The sequence below is a fragment of the Ligilactobacillus ruminis DSM 20403 = NBRC 102161 genome (assembly GCF_900113455.1).
In the GTDB taxonomy this organism is placed as follows: Bacteria; Bacillota; Bacilli; order Lactobacillales; family Lactobacillaceae; genus Ligilactobacillus; species Ligilactobacillus ruminis.
The window spans coordinates 40677-53937 of sequence record NZ_FOPI01000006.1 but is presented as its reverse complement, the minus strand read 5'-3'; the positions used below and the strand labels follow the sequence as shown (position 1 = coordinate 53937).

The following is a 13261-nucleotide window of genomic DNA, read 5'->3' as shown; positions in this document are numbered from 1 at the left end:
CATTAAGATGACAACAAAAAAACCAGGATTCAAAAAATGAGTCCTGGTTTTTTGCTTTAAAAAATCAGTTGCAATATCTCCACTTGTCATCCGTAATGATTCGGGCAACGATCAGTCCGAGCGGCAAGAACATGACGATCAAAAGCGCCTTCGTCAGCCATAATGCCCCGTCAGAAATCGACGTGACGCCGATGTTGTAGATCGCACGGTACATGTAAAGCCCGGGAACCATGATGACGATTGAAGGCACCGTCAGCGAAATGCGCGGATAGTGCATCCTCTTATATACGTATGATGCGAGCAGTCCGGCGGTCAAGGCGCCGAAAAATGCAGCGACGCCGGGCGCCATCCCGCATAAATCAACCAGCTCAAGGCGAAGCGTATTGGCAACGGCTCCGATGCATCCTGCAATGGAAGCCATTTTGCGCGGCGAATTGAACATGATCGAGAAACCGTAGACCCCGCAAAAACTGGCAATGACCCGTAAAAACATCAATTGCAAAACGGTCAATTGAAGCGGCATGAAGTTTTCCGGCTGCAAGTGCACCACAAGCGCAGTTACCCAGCCGACAAGCGTTGCAACCCCAATGATGACGATTGCGTGAGCCAGTCGCTCAAGACCTGAGCGCATGTCCATTTTGGCAATGTCAAGGCCGCTCGTAATGAACGGAAATCCCGGGATAACGAACAGCATTGCACCAATATAGCCGGCTTCGTGTCTGGCCGAAACGTTAAACAAAAGCTCCATCACATGAAACGACAGCGTATATGACAGGCAGGCGACCATTACGCTGACTGCCACGCACGCCAAAAGCGTAATGTGCTTGTCAAGCATCCTGCGTCTCGTATAATTCCCTAATCCGGCTCCGATAAACGAACCGATCATTTCAATAATGCCGCCGCCAAGCAAAAAGACGAAGGCACAGCATGCAAGCGCAGATGCCAAGCCGACTTGATACGGTTTGTAATTGCCAGGGGTTTTCTGAATCTTGTCGAGTTCGTCATGAATCTCTTCAAGCGTCATCTTCGTTTCCTTGCGGTTGATTCTTTTGACAAAATGCTCCATTCGGGTCAATTTATCGGTATTGACGCCCGTCGTCGGAAGAGACAGGGCTTGCGTATAGGACTGCCCGTCCTTGTCGATGCATGTGAACTCGATTGAAATCAATCCGATATCTGCCGAACAGACCAGGCCTAATTTCCTGGCCATGACGTTCATTGAATCACGAACGCGCCATGCTCCGGTTCCGCAAGCAAGCATCATCAATCCAACTCGTCCCACAACGGCTGCCTTTGCCGGAAGACTGGCCGCTCTGGCCAAATCATGATCGTCATCCGGAATAAAGTCGTGCCAAGGCATCGCCATGTGATGTTTGTGATGCTTTTGATGCTTCTGAGACAAATGAATGCTGCTTCTTTGTCTCAGCTCTTCTTCTTTGCTCATGTCAATTCCTCCAAATATCTTCCTTGGTAAAAACACTTTCAATTTTAGCACAGTTTGAAAAACTGAAAAAGACTCGGCAAAGATGTAAGCGCATCCCCGAGTCTTTTTGTTATTTGTACATATATTCTCTAATCCAGAATTTCTGCAAAAGATAACTTCAATTCCAGGTTCTTCTTTGCTCCGTCACCATAATTTTCAACATCGCCATTGTCATAAGCAACCTGAACGGGAATATTAAAAAATTCACGCAATCAGGCTTCAGAAAGTATAAACATTAGCTTTTTCTCGTGTCGGAGTTTCCAGCGCCAAGCACAGATCATCAAGCGTCATCTCAACGAAACACAGCTCTTTTTTCGTTCTGGAAACCGCCGTATAGGCAAGTCCGTAATCAACCGCTTCAAGCACGTAAACGCGTTTGGCGCCGCTTCCTTGTGCTTTATGAATCGTCAGCGCATACGCCAAAAGCAAATCTTCTTTGGCGCGCCAAATCGGCAGCACATATTCTTTTTGGTCCGTTTTGACGACGACTTTGCCGTTTTTGTTCTTTTCGCTCGGAAGTTCCAGGGAAACGATCTTGCCAAATTCAGAGTTCGTATAGCCATACTTTTGATACTGATCGTCGTTTCTGTAGAAGACGACCTTTGCTCCGACAAAAAAGCCGCCACGTCCGTAACCGTTCTTATACTCGAAGGGGACAACGTTTTGTTTGTCTTTTGAAAGCACTTTGAAAAACTGCTCGTTGATTCTGCCGACCGTTGCATTGCGATAAGCAATAATCATGCAGTCCTCAAGCGGCAGGTGCTTTAGTTTGTAAGCAATCATGTCGTCTGCATTTGACTGCTTGAAGACGTGCAGCTGCTTGAGGTTTTTCGTATTCTTATAGCGGCACTGCGCAATAAACATGCGCACTCGTTCATCCTTGCAGCGCAGGTTGGCCTGAAAATCAAAGTGCGATCCGGATTGAATCAACAGCTGCATGACGTTGCCGCATACTTCAAGCGCATCCTCATCCTGACTGACCGGAGGAAGCTGCTTGTCATCGCCTAAAAAGATGAAGCGATAGTCGTTTCCGACGTATTGCAGCAGCGTTTTCAGCATGTCTTGCGTAACCATTGAAATTTCGTCAATCACGATAACGTCATAGTCGTCTCCGTCGATCAGCTCGCTTTGACTGTTTTCAAGCTCATAAATCACTTTTTGAATCGTCTCGTTGTGCTTGAAACCGCACTTTTCCAGATTGATTCGTGCTTTGTGCGTCGGTGCAAGCGCCAAAACCCTCTCATGATCCAAAATTTGCCCAAGCGTATACGTCTTGCCGCTTCCGCCTACTCCAAGCAGGCTGATGATGCGATGATTGTTTTGAAAGATCCAGTGGATAAACCTGAACTGTTCTTTTGTCGGCCGATATTCTTTTGGAGGATGCCGGAACGGCAGCTTTTGTCTTGTCGTTTGCTTCAAAAGCTTTTCGATCAACCGTTCGCCCAGACATTTTTCTTTAAGGTGCACCGTATTTTGGCAATTTTTGTCACAAATAAAGCCGAATTTCCTCAGCTGCTCTGCATTTTCCAAAACGGGCTCAAAAGAAAGCGGCATGACCTCGCCCTGTTTCTTCAAATAAACCAGATCGTCGCAGCCTTTGAGGTGACGTTTAGCCTGCGTGTCGAGCAGGTCGTTTTGAAGCAAAAGTCTTTCGATCATCTCACGTGAAAAGATTTTCGTCAGCAAAAGCGCAAAAACCTTTGACTTCTCCCACTTTGTCTTAAAAAAGCGATCTTCTTCCAAATAATCATTGAACGAAGAGCGCAGATACAAGCTGCCGATTTCAGGCAGGTATTTTTTGTAATAGCCTCGATCGTCCAAAAGCGCAACCGACATGAACCCTTTGAACTTGACCTTTTTTGGCTTCGTGACTTCTAATTCGTGCCACTTGCCGTCACAAAATTTTTTCTTTTGCTCGTCGGTCATCCCGTTGATGAAAAATTTCACCTTTTCATATTCCTTGAGATCCGTTTTGGCAATCGGCGTCTTGTTTTTGGCGAGCTGCAAAAATTTGAAACGCATCTTTTTTGAAAAAGAAGTTTCATCAATTTTTGCGATTTTCTCCTTTAAGCCGGCAAGTTTTTCAGCACCATGCTCTGATGCCTCCTGCAAAGAAGACGCTGCTTTTTCCTTGTCTTGTCTGCTGACATAAATTTTTGTCAGCAGTTTCCATGCCTGCCCTTGATTTTTCTCCGTGTCGTTTTTCGTATGCAGTTCAAGAAATTTTTCCGCTTCGTCAAATTCCCGCAAAAAATAATGGCACTTGCCCAAGTAGTAGCAAACGGACAAAAAGCCGGCATTTTCTTTAAAAACGCGCTCAAAAAATGCCATGGCCTGCTGATAATCTTTTGCCTTGATTTTGGCGATTCCTTTTTGATACGTTTCGGCAAGCTTATCCATGAAAGCATTTCCCTTTCTTAACAAATTCTTATTTCATTCATAATACTTTTCTCTAGAATAATATGATACGCTTTATCCGAGAAAACTTTCAAGGAGTGATTTTTTTGGTACGTCGCTTATTATGGTTGCTGATGTCTGTCGTAAGTTTTTTGCTCTTGATCGACGGAATTGTTTTGCCGATCGTGCCGCAAGTTCCGTTCCTTCTCGCATTTTTGTACAGTCTTTCAAAGTTTTCGCCGCGGTTTCACAAGTGGCTCCTGAACACGAGAGTTTACCGCTGGTTAAAGGGCTTCATGAATAATGAAAAAGAAAAAATCGGCATGAAACGCTTGTCAAAAAGCAGAGTCAAGCTCTAAAAAAAGAGGTCGGAAACGGCCTCTTTTTTGTTTTAAACAAAAAATCTTACCGACGGATGTATTACTTGACATCCATCAGTAAGAAAAATTATAGAGCCATTCAAGGACAGATATAATTAAAATGATGAGAGGAGTTTTTTTAGATGCAGGCAGTGACTTTCGAGCAACTCGGTGGGCCGGAAGCGTTACGATTGCGGGAAATTGACGAACCGCAACTACGGGCCAATCAGGTACTGGTCCGGGTGCAGGCCGTGGCGGTCGACCACGTCGATACCTTTGTTCGTAGTGGGGCGTTTCAAACGGCACTGGCCACGCCGCACGTTGTCGGCCGTGATTTGGTCGGCACGGTACTGCGGGTGGCGGCCGGCGTGACTAAATTTGCGGTCGGTGATTTGGTTTGGACCAACTCTGCCGGTTACGACGGGCGGATGGGGGCGACCGCCGAAATGGTGGCGGTTGCTGCCGACCGGCTTTATCCGGTGCCATGCGGTGTGGACGCCCGCCAACTGGTGGCGGCGGTCCATTCGGCCGCGACGGCCGCGATTGTGTTGCAAGACGTCATGCAACTAACCCGCGGGCAGGCCATCCTAATCGAGGTGGCGGCCGGGAACGTCGGCCGTAAGTTTATTCAGCTAGCGCACCAGTTAGGGGCGGTCGTGACGACGACTTCCGCAGCGCGCGACTTTGACCGCTGTCGGCAATTGGGAAGCGAGTTAACGTTGGATTACCACGAACCGGTGGCGTCCCAGTGCGACCGGCAGTTTGATCACATCATTGATACGTCCGGTAAGGTGCCATTGCAGGCTAACTTGGCGGCGCTCAATCAGGGCGGCCAGGTCACGCTGATCACGGCGCCGGCGGATAATCATTTTACCTTCGACGTCCGCCAGTTTTACATGGCCCAAAAGCAAATTAGCGGCTTCGTCATCAGCCACGCTACCGACGACCAACTAGCGCGGGCGGCAAAGTGGTTAAATCCGCAGTTTGCCGCGGGTGCGTTACTCGAAGACGACCTTAATTGCCAGCCGTTTGCGGGCCGTTTTTTAAGTTGCTTTTCCGGCCAGTTTTAGTAACATTTAATATAAATATATTAATAATTAAAGGGAGGGGCAGGCGGATGCGCAAAGGCTGGGGAGTCTTATTTGCAGGGGGTATTATTACTGAGTGGCTGTGGGGACGACCAGGTTAAAGTTACTGAAACGCCCACCAATCAAGAAGCATTGCAAACTAGTCAGCAGCGGGCAAAATCAAAACAGGCAAGTACTGACCGGGCAAGTTCTACCACTGGGACGGCTCAAAAAAGTCGTGACGCTAAGGAGACGGTCACGGCGACCCGTTGGAATGCAACTAAACGCTGGCAACTGGTTAAGTTTATGCACGCGTGGCAGCAACGAATGGGGGCAGACCTACGTGGGAACCTATGACGGTGAACGCCCGGATCATTATGGATTTACTTTTCCGAATGCAATTGAATCTGGACAACTTGATAATCGCGTGATTTTGGCTAATCAGCGAATTCAGTTGCGCTGGTCGGAGGACGGTGAACAGTCGGCACCGTTTCAAGTGGTGGAAGCGGCAACGATGGATAATCAGCATGGGTTTTTAACGACCTACTTTTTTGCTTACACAATCAGCAACCGGTAGTTTTCGTAACCGGAACAACTAACGGTGATGATTTATACGTTCGCACCAGCCAAAACAGCGAGTTGCAAGCCGGTTTTGCCAAGATTGTGACGGAAAAAGCGTAAACCATTGCCAGTAATCAGGACTTAAATGTCGCCAACCTACAGACGTACCAATTCGGTGATGAGGTTCATAATAATTAACACAACTCGGTGTGGCCACTACCATCCCGAGTTTTTGATTGGGTAGCTGACTTAACCAACCTAAGTTAACCATCGGCACTGGTCATTAGTTGCGCAACGTTCGTGATTCGGTCAGTTGTTTAGTACAGCGTTGACCACTGTCAATTATTTATAGCACCTAGTAATAATGATAGCGTTAACATTTGAAAAATGCTTGCGTTATTGAAGCGCTTGCATTAGCCTAGTGGTATGAGCAACAATTGGTCTAGGTTTAGATTCAAGGGTGAACAGAATGTTATTAGGGGGTTGCAGAATATGCATAATCAGGATGTTGTTCAGGAAAATTGGCGGATGTGGAAACACGGGAAACAGTGGCTGTATGCGTCAAGTGCGGTCTTAGCCATGGGAATCTATATGGGGTTGTCGACCACGACAGTGCAAGCGGATACGCTGTCAAATACTCAAACAACCACGACGGCCGTGCAATCGGTTGCGAAACCGGCAACGACAACGACAACTGGTACAACCAACGCGGAACAATCGGGAACCGTTGCCGAAACGGACCAGGTGCCAAGCATCGACCCAGCTGCTGACCAGCCGACGAAAACCGACGTGGCGATATCCCAAACGCCGGCAGCGACCAGCACGCTAACGGGTGAAAAAGACCTGCAATCGTCACTTGAAACGAAGACTAATCAGTCAACTTCTTCAACTAAGTCGGTTGCCGTACCGGAAGTAGCGAAGACTAATCCGGTGGTCACTAGCGAAAAGGCCAAAACCGCCACACCGAAAAACAGTCAAGTTGAGAAACCGGCGCCGGTCACCCAACCAGTCAGTGCCCCGGCCCAAGTTGACACGAAGACTGAAACGACGGCACCGGTCCCCGTTAAAGACACGACCAAGGTGATTATTCACTATCAGGGTGACAGTAGTAAGTGGGCGCCGTACGTTTGGGGACTGAAACCTAACGGTAATGGTCAGCAGTACGACTGGACCGGAACCGATGATTTTGGTGCCTACGCCGAAATCGACATGGATCAAAATTACCAACAACTCGGCGTGCTGATCAAGGGTGTCGATAGTTGGGATAAGGACGGCAATGGCGCCGACCGGACCGTTACCGTCGACGCTAACGGGAAGGGCGAAGTCTGGTACCGTGCGGGCAGTGACGACGCTCAGGACGTGACGCCGACTTACCACGACACCACCATCAACGTGCATTATCATGACAAGAATCAGTCGGCCGTTAATCGCTACCGCGTGTGGACCGACAAGGCCGGTGAGGCAGGGGCGCAAACGGTTGATTTGAACCAAACCGACGCCAACGGCAATTTGCTCGGCACCGTGCAGTTGACGGCCGCCGACTTTACGACCGTTTACGTCCAACCGGTCGGTGCTGATGAATTGACGCGGGCCTTCACGCCGGTAGCTAGTGACGCCGCGACCGACATTTACGTCGTGGCCGGGGATCAGCAGCCGTATTACACCGCTAGTTTTGCGTTGCAACAGGAAATGGTGACTAGCGCGGCCATGCAAACGCCGACGGAAGTTACCGTGACAATCGGCAAGGCCCTGACGGCGGCGGAGGCCCGCCAACAACTGAGCGTGGCCGGACATACCGTTAAGGACGTGACGGCAATTGCACCGGACGCAACCGGACGGAGCAAGCAGTTCAAGTTGACGACCACTACCGACCTCGACATTATGACCACTAACAGCGTCAGCTTCAACGGTAACGCTAAGGTTATGGACATCGGCGATTACGTCCGCTCACAAGCGTTCGATAACGAATACTATTACGACGGCGACGACCTAGGTGTGACCTACAGCAAGCAACGGACGCAAATCAAGTTGTGGGCCCCGACCGCCAATCAAATCGAACTACGCCTTTATCAGCAACATACCGCCGACGCCGCGGTGACCAAGACGATTGCCATGCAGCGGGGCGCCAAGGGCGTTTGGACGGCGGTGCTTCCCGGCGATTATCAGGGCTGGGCCTACGACTATCAGCTCCACTTCGGTGACGGTAGCGTGACCACCACTGAGGACCCTTATAGCAAGGCGGTCACCGTTAATGGCAACCGCAGTGTGATTGCCGACGTTGATGCAGTCAAGCCAGCCGACTTTGACCGGTTACCGAGCTTTAGTGATCCAACCGACGCCGTGATTTATGAAACTAGTGTCCGCGACTTCACCAAGGACCCGAATTCCGGTGTGACGGCCAAGGGGAAGTTTACCGGCATGGTCGAATCCGGCACCCACACCGCATCCGGTCAAGCGACCGGGTTGGATTACCTGAAGGACCTCGGGGTGACCCACGTACAACTCATGCCGATGTACGACTTTGCCAGCATTGATGAAACCAGCGCCGACCCGAGTTATAACTGGGGTTACGACCCGAAGAACTATAACGTTCCGGAGGGGACTTATTCTAGCGACGCCAGCGACCCGACTGCGCGGGTGCTGGAAATGAAGGAAATGGTCAACGGCTACCACAAGGCCGGGATTCGCGTGGTGATGGACGTGGTTTATAATCACGTCTACTCAATGGACGAACAGGCCTTTCAAAAGGTCGTGCCGGGTTACTACTTCCAGTATGATCAAGGTGGCCACCCAACCAGCGGTAGCGGGGTCGGAAACGACGTCGCCAGTGAGCGCAGGATGGTTCGCAAGTACATTCTGGATTCGGTGAAGTACTGGGCGACCGAGTACAACATCGACGGTTTCCGCTTTGATTTAATGGGCATTTTGGACGTCGACACGATGAACGCGATTCGCGCCGAATTGAACGCTATCGACCCCGGTATCTTGGTTTACGGAGAAGGCTGGGACATGCGCGCTACCAACCACGACATTGGTGCGGGACAGTATAACGCTGACAAACTTGATCAGCACATTGGTTTCTTCAGTGGTGATATTCGCGACGCCATCAGGGGGGCCGAGTTTGGCGGCATCAGTAAGGGGCTGGTCGAAGGAAACGCCCAGGAAGACGACTACGACCAGCACGCCCAGGCGTTTATTGCCGGTTTCCTCGGTGGTCAGGATTACGCTAACGCAGTCCCGGCTCACCCGTACCAGTCGCCGAGTCAGACGCTGAACTACGTGGCTTGCCACGATAACCGGACGCTCTACGACATGTTAACGGCTTTGATGCCGAACGAGTCCCAGGCTAACCTGATCAAGCGTGACAAGCTGGCAACCTCGATGGCCTTCTTGGCCGAGGGGGTCCCGTTCGTTTACGGTGGACAGGAATCCCTGCGGACCAAGGGCGGCGACGAGAACAGTTACAAGTCACCGGATGCGGTCAACCAGATCGACTGGGACCGCGTTCAGGATAATCAGGAACTGGTCGACTACTTTAAGCAGCTGGTTCAGTTACGCAAGGACGAAAGTGCGTTCCGGCTGACGAACTACGCTGACATCGACAAGACGGTCAAGGTCTTACAGGACGGTAAAAACGGCGTCTTCGCCTTCGAATATTTAGCGGGCGGCCACAAGTTATACGTGCTCTTTAACGTGAACGACAGCGCCCAAGTCTTTGACGCCGTCAAATTGACCAACGGCCGGGTGCTGCTCGGCAGCGATGCGGTCACCCTCGGAACGGTCACTAACCTGGCCGCTCTCAGTACGTTAGTCGTGCGCGAAGACTTGCCGCAGACCGTGACGATCAATTACCAGGATGACAACGGTCAACTGGTTAAAACGACGACCGTAACGTTGACCGCGGCTGGCACGGCTTACACACTGACGGCGCCAGCTGGGTACCATTTGACCGGTGACCAGACGACGGTTAGCTACGACTTTGATAACGATGGCACGGCGCGAATTGTGACGGTACTGGTTGCGAAGATGACAACTGATAACGGCCAACCCGGAGGACAACCAAGTGGTGGTAACGGTCAGACTGGTGATCACCATGGCAAAGAAAATGGTCAGACCGGCGCGACCACGCAACCGGGTGGCGGATCAACCACGACGACTGCTGAAGACCAGCTTGCTGGTGAAGTGGAAAAACCAACCATACCGACCACAACCGCTAATCAGGCGACGTCGTCAGCTACTAAGGCCACGTTGACGCCAACGACCGCTGCCAAAGCTGGTCGGGCCGCGGCAACCGGTTTACCACAAGCTGGTGAGCGGGCGGGTCAATCCGCAAGCTTGCTAGGCTTACTGGGAATCATGTTAGCCGGCTTGATGAGTTTGGTAAAACCGCAACGGAAACGGAATTAAGTTTTTAAATTTAAAGCAACGCGGTTTGTAACTTTAGTTATAATTCAACTAATGAAGAAGGGCTAGTCGGCTTGAATGCTTGACTAGCCCTTTTTTGTGGCTGATTTAAGCCGAACGGTACCGGTTAGTTCGAGTCGGCATAAAAAAACTGCTAGCGCAAATTCGAGTTTTACGTATTATATAGGCTCTTTGTCAAATCTTACTGATGCTTGTCAAGAAATCTTACATATGTTTAGTGCTTTTTTTGAAGCAAATGATGTTCTGCTCTAGTCTGATCCTTTTCAAAAGGTGAGTGAAATTAGAATAGCCATAGGGCTGTACGTTCAATTTGTTTGATCTTACGATTAACGCCCTCTAGGCAGCCATTTGAGTACGACATTTTGGCACCATTAATGACAGCCCTCCTGTTCTTTCTGAAGATCCGTATGGTTGTTTTCAATTGCTCACAATACTGACCGATATTACTGTCGAGCAGATCGTTAATTTTTTCGTATCTTTGTCTGCTAAAGCATACACGAAATCCTGCATGAAGTCGTATGTGTTCTTCAGTGTTTCATTGCATTTAAGGCCTTCATCAACGATTTGAGCCGGTGTATACGGGACTTTAAGACATCTGTCATAAAATTGTTTACTGCCTTCCAGATCCTTATATTTCTTCATATACAGCTTCCAATATCGTTTTAGAAGCTTGTATTCTCTGGATTTCTTATCTAACTGTTTCATGACTTGAACTCTAAAACCGATAAAGGATCTGTTTACCATTTGAACCATATGGAAACGGTCAATGACAAGCTCGGCGTTTGGGAAAATCTGACGCACAATATCACCGTAGTAGCAGTTGAGGTCCATACTTACTGTTCTGACAGTCTTTCTAACTATTTCCGGGAACTGCAAAAAGTATTTAATAATAGTGTTTTTGAAGCGATTCTCTAAAATGGCGACGATGGTATGTTTTTCGCCATCTTGACAGATAAAGTGCAGCTTTCGCCCCACACCTCTAAATTCATCAAACGCTAAGTGTTCTGGCAAAGAATCGAATGAAGGAGTAAATTGAGCGCTACAGTGGTCTAAGTATCTTTGCACAGTAGTAACTGATACACCATTCTCTTCAGCGATACTGGTCATAGAATGATCTTTAGTGAGTCCGACAATGATCTTACGTTTAACGGCGTTAGAGATGTGGCAATACTTGTCAACGATTTGGGTAGACGGATAACTGTATAGCTCACAGTTCTTACAAAAAATACCGTGCTTCTTGACTTTGATAATGACTGGATTGCTTTCGTCAGCTGAAATATAAGGGATATGAACGACCTTGAAGCCGTTATATATATAGTCATCAGCAGATTTACAATTAGGACATGTGTCGAGCTCGGCAATGGCTGTACACATGATTACTTTTCTCCCCTTGTAAGTTGTTTGAGAGCAATCTACAAAATTTAGGCAAGGGTCTTTAACATTAAGCAAGTTTTCAATATAATTAGCAGTAGGGTTCATAGAAACCAGCTTTCTATACTTAGAAGAATTGTGGTAGAGGATTTTAAGTTACGAATAGCGAGGCCTATGGGCCTCTTTTTTTCTACTCTAAGTCAAGTGTTATCAACGATTTTAGGCAATTTTATTTTGAAATAAGAGCTCGATCGGGAAATGACTCCTGAAGGATCAAGTCAAATATCTGATTTAGGGCACGATAAATACAGCCACCTTCTGTAATTTCAAAAAAGAGGCTGTTATAATATCTATTGGATCAATTTTTATGACAAAAGTCTTTGGTTATGTTTGGCTATGTCATAGCTATACAATTGATCATTCGTAATTAAAGCGAAGATCGTCCGTAATAATTTATGGATCGATGCGATAGCGGCCTTCTTGTGACTTGCAGTCTCAGAAGACCGTTTTCGTTTCTCGTAATAATCCGCAATATGACAAGGGTTTCCAGCTTTCTTAGCCGACTGAATTTGGCTTATGGCCAAGTACAGCACCTTTCTGCCAATAGCTGTCCCACGCTTTGAAATTGACAGGTGGGCCGTGAGATTGCCAGATTCATAAACTTGAGGATCAACACCAACGAAGGCATTTAATTGGCTAGGGTTGTTAAAACGTCTGATATCCCCAAGCTCACTAATGATTCTTAGAGCAGTGTTTTTGCCGATGCCTGGAATGCTTGTGAGGATCTCCAGATCCCGTTTAGGAGCCAGCTTTGCCATCTCCTGTAAAGCAGTCTGTCACTCTTCTTCAGCGCTCAGAATGTTGTTAATAGCCATTTTGAGGCCACGAATATGAGCACTGTTCTTTTTGACAGCTGGGCATGCGACTTTAGCCAACCGAATAAGACTTTGCGCTATGTCGTTAGCGCGTTTTTTACCAATACCGGTTAAGCCCTTTAAGAAGTCGATGATATCGGCTTCTTTTGTTTCTAGTACGATATCTGGGTGTGGGAATCTGAGGACAATACTCCAGTAGTTTTTCCCTATCGGATTAACCATTAAGTGCTCAATCTCTGGGAAAGTGAGCTGAATGGCTTTGTGCAGTCTATTCCTGTTGGTTATCAGATCGTGCGAAGCCTGCTCATAGATACGGTTATTGGCCATCAATTCTTGATATTCTTCGCTTTGAACGTAGGCCAGCCGCTGCGGGTGCTCAGATTGCAGCTTGGCAAGGTACAAGGCATCAAGCTTATCGGTCTTGTTCTGGTGCAGGTCATCCTTTGTCTTTCTTTTGGCTTCTAGCGGATTCATCATGACATAGCGCAATTCGTGCATGTCCAAGAACGCCTGGAGTCTTCTGGAATAGACGCCAGTTGCTTCAAAGATAATCTGCGGTTTAGTAACCTGCTTAAGGTCACCCAGCAGCTGATTGAAGCCTACCATATCGTTGGAGATGGCATAGTCATTAACTTTTTGGCCATTGACCATAATGCATACGTTAGACTTCCGGCTGCTAACATCAATACCGAAAACAGTTTTCAATAAATCCATAAGAATAAA

6 protein-coding genes and 3 pseudogenes are annotated in these 13261 nt (G+C 48.3%); 4 read left to right on the top strand and 5 right to left on the bottom strand.

Annotation, left to right across the window (positions count from 1 at the left end):
- Positions 1–64 precede the first annotated feature (64 nt).
- From BMZ95_RS02185 to BMZ95_RS02175, 3 genes are all read right to left on the bottom strand, one after another.
- The gene (locus BMZ95_RS02185) at positions 65–1444 is read right to left on the bottom strand and encodes a threonine/serine exporter family protein (protein ID WP_046922008.1); all 1380 of its coding nucleotides are present in this window, start codon (positions 1442–1444) and stop codon (positions 65–67) included.
- Between the two features lie 128 nt (positions 1445–1572).
- Positions 1573–1695 carry a hypothetical protein gene (locus BMZ95_RS11570; RefSeq protein ID WP_263850149.1) on the bottom strand — a complete coding sequence of 41 codons (123 nt, stop codon included), beginning with the start codon at positions 1693–1695 and terminating at the stop codon, positions 1573–1575.
- Positions 1696–1702: 7 nt separating this feature from the next.
- On the bottom strand, positions 1703–3883 hold the full coding sequence (locus BMZ95_RS02175) for an AAA family ATPase (protein ID WP_046922007.1): 2181 nt from the start codon (positions 3881–3883) through the stop codon (positions 1703–1705).
- A gap of 95 nt (positions 3884–3978) precedes the next feature.
- Between BMZ95_RS02175 and BMZ95_RS02170 the strand changes: the two genes are divergently transcribed.
- The 4 genes and pseudogenes from BMZ95_RS02170 to pulA all read left to right on the top strand — a co-directional run bounded on the left by BMZ95_RS02170 (position 3979) and on the right by pulA (position 10274).
- Positions 3979–4239 carry a DUF454 family protein gene (locus BMZ95_RS02170; RefSeq protein WP_074786384.1) on the top strand — a complete coding sequence of 87 codons (261 nt, stop codon included), beginning with the start codon at positions 3979–3981 and terminating at the stop codon, positions 4237–4239.
- A gap of 143 nt (positions 4240–4382) precedes the next feature.
- Positions 4383–5309: an alcohol dehydrogenase catalytic domain-containing protein gene (locus BMZ95_RS02165; protein WP_022280883.1), complete on the top strand. Its 927-nt coding sequence runs from the start codon at positions 4383–4385 to the stop codon at positions 5307–5309.
- Between the two features lie 271 nt (positions 5310–5580).
- A pseudogene (locus BMZ95_RS11395) lies at positions 5581–5987 on the top strand (DUF4767 domain-containing protein).
- Between the two features lie 372 nt (positions 5988–6359).
- The gene (gene pulA / locus BMZ95_RS02145) at positions 6360–10274 is read left to right on the top strand and encodes a type I pullulanase (RefSeq protein ID WP_074786381.1); all 3915 of its coding nucleotides are present in this window, start codon (positions 6360–6362) and stop codon (positions 10272–10274) included.
- A gap of 222 nt (positions 10275–10496) precedes the next feature.
- Here the strand turns inward: pulA and BMZ95_RS02140 are convergent.
- Both BMZ95_RS02140 and BMZ95_RS02135 read right to left on the bottom strand, forming a co-directional pair.
- Positions 10497–11771: pseudogene (locus BMZ95_RS02140) on the bottom strand (ISL3-like element ISL3 family transposase).
- 257 nt (positions 11772–12028) lie between these two features.
- Positions 12029–13252: pseudogene (locus BMZ95_RS02135) on the bottom strand (IS110 family RNA-guided transposase).
- Positions 13253–13261: the final 9 nt, after the last annotated feature.